Below are 14,612 nucleotides of genomic sequence, written 5' to 3' on the forward strand. Positions count from 1 at the left end.
GCGCGCCTCACGACCGGGGCACCCGGCGGAACAGCGCGAGCCCGGTCACCGCGACGACGAGGGCGACGAGCAGCCCGCCGAGGTCGACGAAGTCGACGGCGCCGGGCTCCTCCGTGGGACCGTCGCCCGGCTCACCGGCGTCACCGAACCCGCCCGCCGCCGCGGACCCTCCCGCCTCGTCGCCAGCGCCGTTCCCCCTCGGGTCGCCGACGATCAGGGTGCCGACCGGCGTCCCGTCGACCGCGAGCTCGTACGCGCCGGCGGTCTCGAAGGTCCCGCCGAGCGCGACCGTCGCCGTCTCGTTCGGCGCGAGCGCGGCGGTCTCGTTCGCGACCGGGTCGCCGTCGGCGGTCAGCGTCACCACCTGCTCACCCGCCGCGCCGCCGCCGTTCTCGATCGTCGCTCGCACCGTCGCCTCGTCGCCGGGATCGATCGCCTCGGGCACGACCGTCGCCTCGGTGACGTCGAACCGAGGCTCGCGCGCCGCGACCGCGAACGTCGAGAACTCCGTCGTCGTCGCGCGGAAGTGAACGCGGTCCTCGGGGAGTCCCGAGAGATCGACGACCTCCCCGTCGACGACCTCGACCGGCTTCTCCTCCCACTCGCCCGCGTCCGTCTGCCGGTAGAGCGTCACGTCCTCGGGAGCGGTCCCGGTCGCATTCAGGTGGTCCGGGTCCGCGCTGAACCGGATCGTCATCTCGTCGACCGCGCCGGGCGCGAAGTCGTGGTCGAGCGCGAGGTAGGCCATCGAGCGCGGCGTCGTCGACGTCCTCAACGCGCTCCCGCCCTCGAAGGTTTCCGGGCTCCCCGCCGCGTCGAGCTCGACGCGTTCGTTCCGGACGCCCGCCAGGTCGATCCCCTCCAGGGTGACGTCGTCGCCGGCGAGCGCCATCCCGTCGGCCCGGAACCGCACTGAGTCCCCGTGGTCGATCTCGCTCGCGGTGAACTCGCGGCTGTCTGCGCTCGGGGCCGTGGTCGTCACGGTCGGGCCGTCGGCGCTGGTCTGCTGGTCCGCCGTATCCATCTCCGTCGCATCGTCGGGCTCCGCGAGCTTCGCCTCGATCGAGAACTCGTCGGCGCCCAGCCGCGTCCCGACGGTCGCGTCTCGGGTGTCGAACGCGAGGCCAACCGTGACGGTCTCGTTCGGCGCGAGCGTGACGCTGCTCTCGTTGCCCTCTATCGACTCGCCGTCGGCGACGAAGCTGACGTTCTCGCTGTCGTACTCGATCCACACGTGCGCGTACTGCTCGCCCGTGTACGTGATCTGGAATATTCCGGCGATCTGCCCGGTCGATCCGACGTTCAGCCCCTCGAAGTCGGTCGGAAGATCCGGATTCGCCGCCGAGACGTCGATCGCGATCTCGTGGTCGTCATTTAGATAGGCGTACTGCCCGTTCGGTCCGTCAACCGACTGGACCGCGAGGTCGCCGTCGGCGACGGTGTCGGCGTTGCTGTAGATGACCGCCGCCCCCGTGGTGAATATCAACGTGGTCGCCGCTACGAGAAGCAGGGCGAGGGTCAGGGTACGGTGGGCTGTCGACATATTCTTCAAAATACTGTTCGGCAATTACAGACAGTTGTTACAATTACAGGCCGTCAGTGTCCGGAAGCGCACTTGCGTATATACCGACGTCGCTGGGAATGGCACTCTTATCTGTTGTCACATCGTCGGTTGCGTCTCCCTCATCCCGGAGGTAAAAGCTCACGTGTACGTACGCATCGTTACCAGGGTCCAATTCAAGATAGCCAGAGTTAGTACTCCCACTAGGACCATAGCTCGTATCGGCAAGTGGCTGTGGCGAATTAGGGAAGTACGTTTGGTCCGTTAGAGTAGTGCTATCGTCCGCGTCACTGGTGTATTTAAACACCATTGGGGAGTCACTCGGCACGTCTTGGAGTTGTGCACGAATCGTATTCGTGCCGTTATTCACGATGCGGAAGACATTATGAAAACCCGTATCTGAATCAGGATTCAAACCATCACCATTCTGGCCATTCGACCCATCGAAAACGAGCTGCATTTTCTTATTCTGCTGAACCGCGTATTCACTTATTGATGGATCCAGCCCGAGGTATGCCGCATTGTCGCCAGCGACATCCACGCTGATAGAACGGTCTACACGTGCAGTCGTGAACGCCCCCGTACCCACTGCAGCTGCACTACCCGTAGCCAATGCGCCCAGACCGGCGATGAACTTGCGTCGGTTTGCCATTTTGTTGACCTCGTGTTGTCCGCACACGACCCGCAGGCCGCCGACGCGAGACATCCTGCGTCACCCGGGGTCGCTCTACGACACCCATGGGCCCTATCCCATATCGTTATGAATTTCCAGAAACATTTCCGGAGGAGGCTGAACATCCGGCCGATCAGTTCCGCCCCCGCCTGAACCCAGATCCGATCGCTTCAGGCCGACCCTGGGATCCGTTCACGAGTCGTTCAGGACACGCCGGAACCGGCAATCGTTGCTTCTGAGACGCGTCTGAATTTGACAGAAAGTGATAACTTGTCGGCGAACGAACCGCGATCTCGATTCACAAAAGACTGCATTTCCCGGATTACAGGCGACAATACGCGCAGATAGCGTGTTTTGACTGATGACTGTATAAACGTAGAGAAAGTTTGGCTGATTATCATAACCACGGGATTTATGTTGACTTGTGAATATGTGTCTGACAGACAATGGCGTCGGCACAGCAGATCGACGGGGGAGGGGCCGAACCGACGACGGAGGTGTCCGAGGACGAGCTGTTCGACGTCCTGGCGAATCAGCGTCGGTGGTTCGCGGTACACCTGCTGAAACGAGAGGAGGAGGACCGGGTCGCGATCGGCGAGATGGCCGAGCAGATAGCGGCCTGGGAGAACGGGATCGAGACGACGGAGATCACGGGCAACGAGCGCAAGCGCGTCTACACCGCGCTCCAGCAGTCGCACCTGCCGAAGATGGACGACGCGGGCGTCGTCGACTTCAACAAGGCCCGCGGCGTCATCGAGCCGACGCCCGCGCTGCAGAACGTCGACCTCTACATGGACGTCGTCGAAGGGAAGGAGATCCCCTGGAGCACCTACTATCTGGGGCTGTCGGGCGTCGCCGTCGCGCTCACCGGCGCGGTGTGGCTCGACGCGTGGCCGTTCGTCCTCCTGCCCGACATGGCGTGGATGATCGCCATCGTCGTGGCGTTCGCGTTCTCCGCCATCACGCACAAGTACTACACCGCGGAGATGAAAGTCGGCGAACCTGACGAACCCCCCGAACTGACGTAGGGCGTGGGGTTTCAGGCGGTGCCTTCTGCGGTTCCGGCGCCGTATAACCATGGGAACGGAACGCGTTGTGTCGATTGGACGAAGCGCGAATCGACGTTGGACATGAAACGCCGAAACCTCATCCTGCTGCTCGGCGGAGCGAGCTCCGGTGCGATGAGCGTCGGCACCGGCGCGTTCAGCAGCGTCGAGGCCGAGCGCGGCGTGGCGGTGAACGTCGTCGAGGACGAGAACGCGTATCTCGGCCTCGACGTTGAAACCAGAACCGCGACCGTCGGGCGACCGGCCGAGGTCGTGGAGATAACGAACAGCTTCGCTGACGGTCTCTCCCTCGACGTGTCCGTCGAGGAGATGAACGAGGTGGTGGGCGATGTCACCGTGGGCGACGAGAACTTCGACGAGCCATTCTCGCTGGAACTGGCTCCGGGAGAGAGCGAGTCGGTGTCGATCACCTGCGGGCAGGTAGGAGACGCGTCGTTCACGCTGGGTTTCAGCGGGGAGACCGACGGGGCGTCGGTCGAAAAGACGCGGACGTTCGACGAGATTGACTGTCCGGTGAGCGAAGTGGATTTTAGAGGCAACGGGGCGGTTCACGTGGCTGGCGACTTCACCGGTCTCTCGGTAACCGTGGTGTTCGAAGGTGGCGGCGAAGAGGTCCGTTCGATCGCGTCGGACGACGGCGGCAAAGCCGTGCTTCACCCCCGAGGCGACGGCGGCGGTGGCGATCCCATCGACCGGGTCGCGATTGGGGCGGCCGTCTTCGAGCGTTCGGAGCCCGCGTCCGACGACGGGGAGAGCGCCTCCTCGAACGGAGACAGCTGAGATCGACGCCACCGCGACGGCGTTCAGATGCCCTTATGTGTCCCCCGTACCCAACCTCGAACATGGACGACCACTCTCACGAACCCGATCCGGACGAACGCGTGACTTCCCCGATGCAGGAGTTCGGCAGCCGCGAGGTCGGCATCGGCGCAGCCATCACTCTCGTCGGCCTGCTGATCGCGTACGTCATCCCCTTCCTGTTCAGCTTCTGAGCGGCGACACCGTTCGCTCCCGGTTTTAAAAGACACGACGAACCGCCGACAGCGACGCGCCTACCGCGGGTACCACGCCAGCGGGTGGTCGGCGGTGAGTTCTAAGCTGACCGGCTCGTCGAGGTCGAACTCCTCGACGTGGTTGTGGAGGCAGTGGACCACGTCACCGGACTCCAGCTCGACCCGGTAGACGAAGGAGGGGCCGACGTACTGCCGCGAGACGATGACCCCGTCGGCCAGCTCGGGGCTCGCGGGCGTCGCCCGGAGGTCGTCCGGGCGCACGAGCACGTCGACCGGCGCGCCGTCGTAGACGGTGTCGTACCCCTCCAGCGTGACGGCGTCGAACCGGCCGATCCCGGTCTCGACCTTCCCGTCGCGGAGCTCCCCCTCCAGGAACGACGCCCGTCCGAGGAAGGAGGCGACGAACTTCGACTCGGGGCGCTCGAACACCTGCTCGGGGCGGCCCACCTGCTCGATACGGCCGTCGTTCATCACGGCGACGCGGTCGGAGATGGAGAGCGCCTCCTCCTGATCGTGGGTGACGGAGACGGCGGTGACGCCGGCCTCCTTCAGGATGCGGCGGACCTCCTCGCGCATCTCGACGCGGAGCCGGACGTCGAGGTTCGAGAACGGCTCGTCGAGGAGGAGCACCTCGGGCTCCGGGGCGAGCGACCGGGCGAGCGCGACGCGCTGCTTCTGCCCGCCGGAGAGCTGGTCGGGCGTCTTCGCGCCGTGCTCCGGCATGTCGACGAGGTCGAGCAGCTCGTCGACGCGCGTCTCGGTCGCCGCCGCGTCGGCGTCGGAGAGCCCGAACGCGATGTTCTCGCGGACGGTGAGGTGCGGGAACAGCGCGAAGTTCTGGAAGACGATTCCGACGTCGCGCCCCTCGGGCGGGACGAGCGCCCCGTCGCCGGCGACGACCTCGTCGCCGAGGCGGATACGTCCCTCCGTCGGCTCCTCTAACCCCGCGATGGTGCGGAGCGTCGTCGTCTTCCCGCAGCCCGAGGGACCGAGGAAGGTGAGCAGCTCACCGGGCTCGACGTCGAGCGAGACGCCGTCGACGGCCGTCTCGGGGCCGAACTCCTTGGTCACGTCCGACAGCGACAACACCGGGTCGGGCGACGGGTCCGCGGGGGACTCGCTCTCTGTCGCGCTCGACCGCTTCGTTCCGACTGATTGTGTCTGAGCCATCGGTGAGTCGGGTGCCGGGACCGCCGGCGTCCCGTGGTTGCCCCTACGTATTTTAGGAAAGCCTAAAAGCGTGTCGCTCGCTTTCAGGCGCCGGAAATCGGAGGTGGAGGGGTTCGCCGCAGGTCGTCAGGCCAGTTCGCGCTCGATCACGCCGCGGAGCTCCCGGACCGCGTCGGCGTCGAGCGACGTCGACTCGTCGCCGACCGACAGCGAGAGCGTCCCGTCCGTCGTCACGTCACCGAGCCGGAGCACGGGGAGGTCGTCAGCGAGATCGGCGACCGCCTCGGGGTCGGTCGTCTGCACGACGAGGCGGCCGGGCGTCTCGTCGAACGCCGCGACGCGGTCTGGGAGCGTCACGTCGGCGCCGGCCGCGTCGGTCACGAGCTCGGCGAGCGCGACCGCGAGCCCGCCGTCGCTCACGTCGTGGGTCGCCAGCGTCGACTCGTGACGGGCGACCGCCGCGAGCGACGCGACGAGGTCGGCGAGCGCGGGAGAGTCGGGGCCCGAGTCGGCGTCCGGCAGCTCCGGGAACCGGTCCGTCCCGCCCGCCTGCGCGAGGTACTCGGAGCCGCCGAGCGCGTCGCCGCCGGCGCCGACTAAGAGGAGCTCGGAGTCGCCTGCGCGCTCCGCGTCGAGCGCGGCCGGCGGCGCGTCGTAGCCGCGCTTCGTCCCGATCAGCGCGAGCGTGGGTGTCAGCGGGATCGGCCCCTCGACGCTGTCGTTGTACAGCGAGACGTTGCCGCCGACCACGGGCGTGTCGAGGGCGGCGCAGGCGTCGGCGAGCCCGTCGACGATCCCCTTGAACCCGCCGTACACGTCGGACTTCTCCGGGTTGCCGCCGTTGAGGCAGTCGACCGCCGCGAGCGGCACCGCGCCCTTCGCGGCGAGGTTGGTCGCGTTCTCTAAAGCGACGGCGCGGGCGCCCTCGTACGGGGCCGCCTCGGTCCAGTTCGGGTTCGCGCCGGATGAGAGCGCGAGGCCGACGCCCTGTTCGGCGGGCGGGAGTGCGGCGTCGTCGCCGTCGACCGCGGTCTCCCGGATCGCCATGATCGCCGCGTCGTCGCCGGGTTTCACGGCGGTCCGGGCGCCGACCTCGTGGTCGTACTGCCGGTACACCCAGCGCTTGCTCGCGGTGGACGGCGCGGAGACGACCGACTCGACCGCGTCGGCGAGGGCGGGCTCGGGGTCGGGCAGGTCGCGGGTCGGCTGCGCCGGCGCCTCGCTCGGGAGGTCGTTCATCGGCGCGCCGTCGGCGAGGTACTCGGCGTCGACGTCGACGACGGTCTCGCTATCGCCGTCGCCCGCGAACTCGCAGACGTAGTTCCCGTCGGTCACCTCGCCGATGACCGAGCAGCCGAGGTCGAACCGGTCGGCGAGCTCGCGCACGCGGTCGACGTCGCCGGGGGCGACCTCGTAACACATCCGCTCCTGGCTCTCGGCGAGCAGGATCTCGGTCGCGTTCATGTTCGGCTCGCGCTGGTGGACGCTGTCGAGGTCGATGCGGGCGCCGAGCCCGCCCTTCGCGACGAGCTCGGAGGAGGCGCCGCCGAGACCGGCCGCGCCGAGGTCGCGGGCGGAGAGGACGAGATCCTCGTCGACCAGGGCCTCGTTGCACTCGATCAGCCGCTTCTCGGCGTAGGGGTCGCCGACCTGCACCGCGGGGCGGTCCTCCGTCTCGGCGTCCTCCGCGAGGTCCTCCGAGGCGAACGACGCGCCGCCGAGCCCGTCGCGGCCGGTGCCGTTGCCGACGAGGACCAGCTTGTTGCCGGGTTCCTGAGCCGTCGCGGTCACGAGCCGGTCTTCGTTCGTGAGCCCGACGCAGGCGACGTTGACGAGCGGGTTCCCCTCGTAGCCGCCGTGGAAGGCGACGCTGCCGCCGACGGTGGGGACGCCGATGCAGTTGCCGTAGTGGGAGATCCCCTCCACGACGCCCTCGAAGAGGTACCGGGAGCGCTCGCGGTCGAAGCCGCCGAAGTACAGCGAGTCGAGTAAGGCGATCGGGTACGCGCCCATCGACATGGTGTCGCGGACGATGCCGCCGACCCCCGTGGCGGCCCCGTCGAACGGGTCGACGAAGGAGGGGTGGTTGTGGCTCTCGACGCCGAAGGTGACGTACTGGTCGCCGTAGTCGTCGGCGGCGCGCTCGGCCGCCGGGGCGTCCGCGGCGTCCGGCTCGGGCAGCGCGAGGACGGCCGCGTCGTCGCCGGGCCCGACGACGACCTGGTCGCCCTCGCTCTCGAACGCCGACAGCAGGGGCCGCGAGGAGCGGTACGCGCAGTGCTCGCTCCAGAGGTTCTCGAACAGCGCGGCCTCGGCCGTCGTCGGCTCCCGACCGAGCTCGGCCACCACGAGCTCGCGGTCCGGTTCGGAGAGACTCATTCACTTATGTGGTTACCGAGGCCGTTCTAATGCTTTTCTATGTGCACGTTCGTGCAGTCCCGATCGGCTTCTGTGACGACGCGGTTCGCTGATGATGCGCGGTGGCGCGTGCCGCCGAGCGTTCGCAGGACGCGAGGCGCACGCGTGAGGGAGTCGGTCACTCGGAGCGAAGCGGAGAGTGACCGACGAGGCTGGGGAGGCGTGAGGCCGCGGTGCGGTTGCGGGCGGACGGGACTCAAAGGGGCAGCCGCGAGGCGGGAGCAGACGACGCAAGCACCGAACGAGGGAGCGTAAGCGACCGAGTGAGGAGCGCAGCGAGCTGTGCTCCCGCCTCGCGGCTGGGGCTTTGGAGGTGTAGACCGACGGTCCGGAATCAACCGCGTCTAGCCGAGCGGCTGGGACTTTAGAGGCGTTCACCGACGACCCGGTCTCGACATTTTATAAACGAGCGCGCGAGACTTCGGTGAGAATTACCTCCGCTCCGACGGTGTCCACTTATAACCCGACGACCGCGACGCCGTAGATCAGTACCGCGCCGACGACGCCGACCGCCAGCGACTTCGCGTTCAGCCGGACCGCGCGCTTCCGGTCGGCCGCCAGCGCCGCCTCGTCGAGGACCTGGTTGGTGCCGTCGCCGACGTCGAAGACGCCGATGCCGGCGAAGCCGACGCAGAACCGCTCGCTGTACTGGAAGTAGCCCATCGCGGCGCCGTACAGCGGGAACACCGCGGCGAGCAGCGCCCAGCGCGGCCAGCCGACCGCGACGACGGCGGCGACGAGGGCGACCGCGAGGAGGAACGAGGCGACCCCGAGGGCGAGCCGCCGTCGCTGTTGGGCCGGTCCGATGTTACAGACGCCGGGTTGATACTCCATGCGATCGGATGGGCGCGCGGCGAGGAAAACGCACCGGAACCGGACCGCGTCGACACCGGAACCGGACCGCGTCGACGCCGGAACCGCACCGAGACCGAGCGGCCGACCGCGACGACCCATTTATTACCGAACGGCTGAAATGAGTTTGCGAGTGAAGTCATGACGGAACGGGCACCCCGCGACAGGGAGATACGGCGGTACGAGACGATGCTCGACTCGCTGGACGACGCCGTGTACGCCGTGCGTCCCGACGGGACTATCGCGTACGTCAACGAGCGCTACGCGGAGATGAAGGGGGTGAGCCGCGAGGAGCTGCTCGGGACGGAAATCTACGATTGGGTCACCGAGGAGACGGCGGAGAAGGCCACACGGGTACGGCGCGAGATGGAGGCGGGCGACCGCGACGCCGGCGCCGTCGAGTACGAGTTCCTCACGGCGGACGGGGAGCGGTTCCCGGTGGAGATGCGGTTCAACCGAGTGACGAGCGAGGGGGGCGACGAGCTGGACCGCGTCGGCGTCATCCGGGACGTCCGCGAGCGGAAGGAGCGGGAAGAGTCGCTCCGGGAGAAGAACGAGCGGCTGGAGGAGTTCGCCAGTATCGTGAGCCACGACCTCCGGAACCCGCTCTCCGTCGCGCGCGGCCGACTGGATCTCGCCCGCGAGGAGTGCGACTCCGAGCACCTCGACCACGTCGCCCGGGCCCACGAGCGCATGGACTCCCTCATCGACGACCTCCTGACGCTCGCCCGCGACGGCGAGGGCGTCGAGGGGACGGAGCGGGTCCCCCTCCGCGAGCTCGCCGAGGCGTGCTGGGAGGGGGTCGAGACCGCCGACGCGACGCTCCGCGTCGAGACCGACAGCGCGGTGCGCGCCGACCGGAGCCGGCTCAGACAGGTGTTCGAGAACCTCGTCCGAAACGCGGTCGAGCACGCGGGCGACGACGCCACCGTCACGGTCGGCGACCTCGACGGCGGCTTCTACGTGTCCGACGACGGCCCGGGGATCCCCGAGGCCGACCGCGAGGCGGTGTTCGAGGCGGGGTTCACCACGAACGACGGCGGGACCGGCTTCGGGCTGGAGATCGTCGAGGCCGTCGCGGCGGCCCACGGCTGGGACGTGCGCGTCACCGACGGCGCCGACGGCGGCGCGCGCTTCGAGTTCACCGGCGTCGACGTGCTCGACTGAGCGGGCCCCGAGGCGGGAGAATCCGACCCCCGAGGGTTCCGCGGTGGCAACCCTCAAATGGGCGCCCGACGACGGGAGGGTGTGAAGCGGATCCAGCTCGGCAACACCGTGTTCGAGGGCGAGAACGACGTCTACCTGCTCGACGGCGAGACGACCGCGCTGGTCGACACCGGCGTCGCGCTACCGGACGTCCGCGCCGACCTGGAGGCGGGCCTCGCCGACCACGGCGTCGCCTTCGCCGACGTCGACGCGGTCGCCCTGACCCACTGGCACCCCGACCACGCGGGGCTGGCCGGCGAGATACAGGCCGAGAGCGGCGCCGACGTGTACGTCCACGAGGCGGACGCGCCCCTCGTCGACGGGACCGAGACGCCGCTCGCGGCCGACCCCGACCTCCAGCGCGAGACGTTCGACCGATGGGGGCTCCCCGACGAGGACCAGGACCGACTGCGAGACTTCTTCGACGCGGTGGGGACCGGGCTCAGCGGTCGCCCCGCCGAGGTGACGACGGTCGCCGACGGCGACGTGATCGAGGTCGGCGGCGTCGCCCTGGAGGCCGTCCACCTGCCGGGCCACACCGCCGGGCTCACCGGGTTCGCGTTCGACCCGCGCGAGGTCCCGGACCACGAGCCGGTCGGGCGGGCGGGGGGCCGAGCGCCGCGAGACGCGTCGACCGCCCCCGAGGAGCTGTTCGCCGGCGACGCCCTCCTCCCGCGGTACACCCCCAACGTTGGCGGCGCCGACGTCCGGGTCGACGCGCCGCTCGCGGCGTACGCCCGGAGCCTCGCGCGAATCGTCGAGCGCGACTTCGACGCGGCGCACCCGGGTCACCGCGAGCGGATCGACGACCCGAGCCGGCGGGCCGCGACGATCCTCGACCACCACCGCCACCGGACGCGCCGCGTGCTCGACGTCCTCGCCGACCGCGGCCCCGCGACGGCGTGGGAGGTGTCGGCGGAGCTGTTCGGCGACCTCGTCGACATCCACGTGCTCCACGGGCCGGGCGAGGCGTTCGCGCACCTCGACCACCTCGCGGACGCGGGGGTCGTCGAGCGCGACGGCGCCCGCTACCGCCTCGTCGACGCGGACCCCGACGTCGACGCGCTGTTCCCGACGACGCCGCTCGACGATTCCGTGGACGGGAGCGAGACGTCGGGGTGACCGTCGAAAGCTATTCGTTCGGCACGGCGTATCCACGGACGTGAAGCGGGACACCCTCGCTGCGGTCCTCCTCGCCCTCCTCGCGGTCGTCGCCCTCGGCGTCGCGGCGGCGACGCTCGACTCCGCCGTGAGCCTCGGCGGCGGCGGGCTCGGCGGCACCGGTGACGGCGGTGGCCCGAGCGGGGAGAGCGGCGACGTCGGCGCGTCGCCCGCCCCGAGCGGCGGGGGCGCGCTCTCCGTCCCGCCCGCGTGCTTCGAGTTCCTCCGGGAACCGCCGGCGCTGCTGGCGTTCGCCGCCGTCCTCACCGGGGTCGCGGCGTTCGTCTACCGGGACACCGGCTCGCGGCTCGCCGCGGGCGCCGTCGCCGGATCGATGGGGGTCCCGGTCGCCGCGCTGGGCTGGCTGCTCTCGGCCTGCCGCCCGGTCGACGGGGAGATCGAGTTCGCGCTCGGCGCCGCGGTCGGCGAGGGCGGCTTCCTCCCGCAGGGCGGCGGGGGAGCCGGCGCGGGCGGCGGCGAGGGGACCGCCTCGGCGCCGGAGCTGCTGTTCGCGCTGGTCGTGGTCGCGGCGCTCGTCGCGAGCGTCGCCGTGCTCCTCGGCGCCGGCGGCGACGACGAGCCGGCCGACGGCGAAGGGCACGCCGAGAGCGAGGAATCGGACCCGGCCGACCCGGACCTCCGCGAGGTCGGGCGGACCGCGGGCGCGGCGGCCGAGCGGATCGAGCGGTCGGACGCCGACAACGAGGTGTACCGCGCGTGGCGCGACATGACCGAAGCCCTCGACGTGGACCGCCCCGCCTCCTCGACGCCCGCCGAGTTCGCGGCCGCGGCCGTCGACGCCGGCGTCGACGAGGAGCCGGTCGCGGACCTCACCGCCGTCTTCGAGCGGGTGCGGTACGGGGGCGAGGACGCGACGGCCGAGCGCGAGCGCCGGGCCGCCGAGGCCCTCCGCCGGATCGAGGAGCGCCACGGGGGTGCTGGGTAGCGGTGCGGCCCCTCGTCGCCCTCGGCGTGGCGGCCGTCGCGGTCGGCTTCGTCGCAGCCGTCGACCGCGGGGTCGCGAGCGCGCTGGACCCGTCGACGGTCGTCGTCACCCTGATCGGCGCGCTCGGCGTGCTCCAAGGGGCCAGGTACGCCAACGCCCGCCGCAACCGGGATCGCGCGGCCACGTCCCCTGGCGACCCGGAGCGACGCGCGCCGGCGACGGTGCCCGGCGCCGACCTCGACGATCGCGTCGCGCGGGCGACCGGCTCCGCGCTCGGCGGTCACCGGGCCCGCCGGGAGATCCGCGACCGGGTCCGGGAGGTCGCGGTCGCGACCGTCGCCCGCGACCGGAACGTCTCGGTCGAGGCGGCCGAGCGCCTCGTCGAGACCGGCGAGTGGACCGACGACGCCACCGCCGCCGCGTTCCTCGCGCGCCCGTCGTCGTACCCGGTCCGGGTCCGGCTCCGGGCGGCGGTCTCGGGGCGCTCGCGCTACGAGTTCGGCCTCCGGGCCACCGTCGACGCAGTCGGGCGTCTGGAGGGGGACAACGGGGGGTCCGAGAGGGACGGCGAGGGGCGGGAGGCGAGCGATGAGTGAGGACGGCGAGCCAGCGACGACCGAGCACAGGCCCCTCCGCGAGGCCGAGACGGGGCGCTGGGACGGGATCCGCGGGGCGGCGCTCGCCCTGGTCGGCGTCGGAGTCGTCGCGCGGCGGCCGGGGCTCGTCCTCCTCGGGGCGGTCGGGGTCGGCTACGCCCTCTACGCCGGACTCGGCGAGGCGCCGGCCGCGACGCTCGACGTCGCCCGGACGGTGAGCGACGCGACGCCCGATCCCGGCGACGAGGTCACCGTCGCGGTCCGGGCGCGAAACGTCGGCGGCGCGCCGATCGCCGACCTCCGGCTCGTCGACGGGGTCCCGCCGGGGCTGGAGGTCGTCGACGGCCCCGCGCGGGTCGCGACCGCGCTCCGCCCGGGCGCCTCGGTCGCGTTCGAGTACGCGGTGCGCGCGACCCGCGGCGAGCACGAGTGGGAGGCGCTCACGGCGATCTCGCGGAACCCGGCGGGGTCGCGCGAGCGGACGACCGCGATCGAGCCAACCGACCCCGCGCGGATCGTTTGCACCCCGGAGCTGTCGGCCGGCGGCGACCTCCCGCTCCGGGGGCTGACGACGCGGTCCCACGGGCGGATGCCGACCGACGTCGGCGGGGCGGGCGTGGAGTTCCACGCCACCCGCGAGTACCGCCGCGGCGACCCGCTCAAGCGCGTCGACTGGAACCGCCGGGCGCGGACGGGCGAGCTGGCGACCGTGGAGCTCCGCGAGGAGCGCTCCGCGACCGTCGTCCTCCTGATCGACGCGCGGGAGGCCGCGTACGCCGCGTCCGAGCCCGCGGGAGAGACCGCGGTCGAGGCGAGCGTCGGCGCCGCCGGGCAGGCGTTCCGCGCGCTCCTCGACGGCGGCGACCGCGTCGGAATCGCGGCGCTCGGCCCCGTCGACTGCTGGCTCGCTCCGGGGGCGGGCACTGCACACGCCGCCCGCGGGCGCGAGACGCTGGCGACCGATCCCGCACTGGCGCCGACGCCGAGCGGGGACCGCTTCTACCGGTCGCTGTGGCTCCGCCGGTTCCGGCGGCGGCTCCCGGCCGACGCGCAGGTGCTGTTCTTCACCCCCCTCGTCGACGACGCGCCCGCGTCGCTCGCGCGTCGGATCGACGCGCACGGCCACCTCGTCACCGTCCTCTCGCCGGACGTGACTGCGGCGGGAACCTCCGGCGAGCGGCTCGCCGGGTTCGAGCGCCGCGAGCGGCTGCGCGAGCTCCGGTCGGCGGGGATCCGCGCGGTCGAGTGGGGCGGAGAGTCGTTCCCCGTCGCGGTCGCGCGGGCGACGAGCAGGTGGTCGCCGTGAGCGTCGACATCTCCCCCGACGACGCCGACAACGCCGATGACGACGACGCCGACGACGCGACCGACCGCGTCGACCGGCCGGAGCGCGACGCCCGCCCCCCGACCCTCGCCGTCGTCGTCGGCCTCGTCGCGGCCGCGGTCGCGACCCTCGCCGCCTTCCTCGCAGCGCCGACCGGGGGTACCCTTCTCGCCGCCGCGACGGTCGGAATCGCCGCCGGGTCGCTCCGCCGGTCACACCGGCTCCTCTCGTGGGCGGCCGGGGTCGGGGTCGTCGGGCTCGCCGTCGCGGGGTATCGAGGCGGCGGCGTCGAGGCGCTGCTCGTCGCCGGGGTCGGGCTCGCCGTCGCGTGGGACCTCGCCGACCACGGGCTCTCGGTCGGCGCACAGGTCGGCCGCGACGCCCGGACCCGGCGGAACGTCGCCGTCCACGCGGGGACGACCCTGCTCGTCGGCGCGCTCTCGGTCGGGGTCGCCTCCGGCGTCTACCTCGCCGCCGCCGGGTCGCAGCCGGTCGCGGCCCTCGCGCTGCTGCTGTTCGGCGCGGTGGTGCTGGCGTCGGCGATCCGGTGAGACCCGGACCGCGACGGTCGAGCCGCCGCCGATCGCTTGCCCTTTTGTACTCCCCCGCCGACGCTCCGGTATGC

At 71.1% G+C, this 14,612-nt stretch carries 14 protein-coding genes; 9 read left to right on the forward strand and 5 right to left on the reverse strand.

The annotated features are described in order from the left end of the window. Window positions 1–7 precede the first annotated feature (7 nt). Window positions 8–1,543, reverse strand: coding sequence for a CARDB domain-containing protein (locus FGM06_RS12720; protein WP_144799609.1), 1,536 nt, complete (start codon window positions 1,541–1,543; stop codon window positions 8–10). Window positions 1,544–1,586: 43 nt separating this feature from the next. Continuing rightward, complete coding sequence (locus tag FGM06_RS12725) at window positions 1,587–2,213, reverse strand: hypothetical protein (protein ID WP_144799610.1); 627 nt, start codon at window positions 2,211–2,213, stop codon at window positions 1,587–1,589. A 467-nt stretch (window positions 2,214–2,680) separates the two neighbouring features. On the opposite strand from FGM06_RS12725, the gene FGM06_RS12730 reads away from it, so the two are divergent. The 3 genes from FGM06_RS12730 to FGM06_RS16090 all read left to right on the forward strand — a co-directional run bounded on the left by FGM06_RS12730 (window position 2,681) and on the right by FGM06_RS16090 (window position 4,293). Next, window positions 2,681–3,262 (forward strand): DUF7344 domain-containing protein, encoded by a 582-nt coding sequence (locus FGM06_RS12730; RefSeq protein ID WP_144799611.1) that lies wholly within the window; start codon window positions 2,681–2,683, stop codon window positions 3,260–3,262. A 207-nt stretch (window positions 3,263–3,469) separates the two neighbouring features. Continuing rightward, window positions 3,470–4,081, forward strand: a complete 612-nt coding sequence (locus FGM06_RS12735) for a hypothetical protein (RefSeq protein WP_186311040.1) — start codon at window positions 3,470–3,472, stop codon at window positions 4,079–4,081. Window positions 4,082–4,143: 62 nt separating this feature from the next. After that, on the forward strand, window positions 4,144–4,293 hold the full coding sequence (locus tag FGM06_RS16090; protein ID WP_186311018.1) for a DUF7550 family protein: 150 nt from the start codon (window positions 4,144–4,146) through the stop codon (window positions 4,291–4,293). A gap of 60 nt (window positions 4,294–4,353) precedes the next feature. Here the strand turns inward: FGM06_RS16090 and FGM06_RS12740 are convergent, their stop codons facing one another. The 3 genes from FGM06_RS12740 to FGM06_RS12750 all read right to left on the reverse strand — a co-directional run bounded on the left by FGM06_RS12740 (window position 4,354) and on the right by FGM06_RS12750 (window position 8,736). Beyond that, a complete protein-coding gene (locus FGM06_RS12740; RefSeq protein ID WP_144799613.1) occupies window positions 4,354–5,484 on the reverse strand; it encodes an ABC transporter ATP-binding protein in 1,131 nt (376 codons plus the stop codon). Window positions 5,485–5,610: 126 nt separating this feature from the next. Beyond that, window positions 5,611–7,863: a phosphoribosylformylglycinamidine synthase subunit PurL gene (purL, locus tag FGM06_RS12745; RefSeq protein ID WP_144799614.1), complete on the reverse strand. Its 2,253-nt coding sequence runs from the start codon at window positions 7,861–7,863 to the stop codon at window positions 5,611–5,613. Between the two features lie 495 nt (window positions 7,864–8,358). Next, the gene (locus tag FGM06_RS12750) at window positions 8,359–8,736 is read right to left on the reverse strand and encodes a hypothetical protein (protein ID WP_144799615.1); all 378 of its coding nucleotides are present in this window, start codon (window positions 8,734–8,736) and stop codon (window positions 8,359–8,361) included. A gap of 159 nt (window positions 8,737–8,895) precedes the next feature. On the opposite strand from FGM06_RS12750, the gene FGM06_RS12755 reads away from it, so the two are divergent. The 6 genes from FGM06_RS12755 to FGM06_RS12780 all read left to right on the forward strand — a co-directional run bounded on the left by FGM06_RS12755 (window position 8,896) and on the right by FGM06_RS12780 (window position 14,538). Further along, window positions 8,896–9,921 (forward strand): two-component system sensor histidine kinase NtrB, encoded by a 1,026-nt coding sequence (locus FGM06_RS12755; protein WP_144799616.1) that lies wholly within the window; start codon window positions 8,896–8,898, stop codon window positions 9,919–9,921. An 81-nt stretch (window positions 9,922–10,002) separates the two neighbouring features. Continuing rightward, window positions 10,003–11,082, forward strand: coding sequence for an MBL fold metallo-hydrolase (locus FGM06_RS12760; RefSeq protein WP_144799617.1), 1,080 nt, complete (start codon window positions 10,003–10,005; stop codon window positions 11,080–11,082). A 40-nt stretch (window positions 11,083–11,122) separates the two neighbouring features. Continuing rightward, entirely contained in the window at window positions 11,123–12,067 is a 945-nt protein-coding gene (locus FGM06_RS12765) for a DUF4129 domain-containing protein (RefSeq protein WP_144799618.1), read from the forward strand. Between the two features lie 2 nt (window positions 12,068–12,069). Further along, entirely contained in the window at window positions 12,070–12,663 is a 594-nt protein-coding gene (locus FGM06_RS12770; RefSeq protein ID WP_144799619.1) for a DUF7269 family protein, read from the forward strand. Beyond that, the gene (locus FGM06_RS12775) at window positions 12,656–13,969 is read left to right on the forward strand and encodes a DUF58 domain-containing protein (protein WP_144799620.1); all 1,314 of its coding nucleotides are present in this window, start codon (window positions 12,656–12,658) and stop codon (window positions 13,967–13,969) included. Before FGM06_RS12770 ends, FGM06_RS12775 begins: the two co-directional genes overlap by 8 nt. After that, window positions 13,966–14,538 carry a DUF7519 family protein gene (locus FGM06_RS12780; RefSeq protein WP_394348618.1) on the forward strand — a complete coding sequence of 191 codons (573 nt, stop codon included), beginning with the start codon at window positions 13,966–13,968 and terminating at the stop codon, window positions 14,536–14,538. Before FGM06_RS12775 ends, FGM06_RS12780 begins: the two co-directional genes overlap by 4 nt. The last annotated feature ends 74 nt before the right edge of the window (window positions 14,539–14,612 follow it).

This window comes from Halorubrum depositum (genome assembly GCF_007671725.1).
Classification (GTDB): domain Archaea; phylum Halobacteriota; class Halobacteria; order Halobacteriales; family Haloferacaceae; genus Halorubrum; species Halorubrum depositum.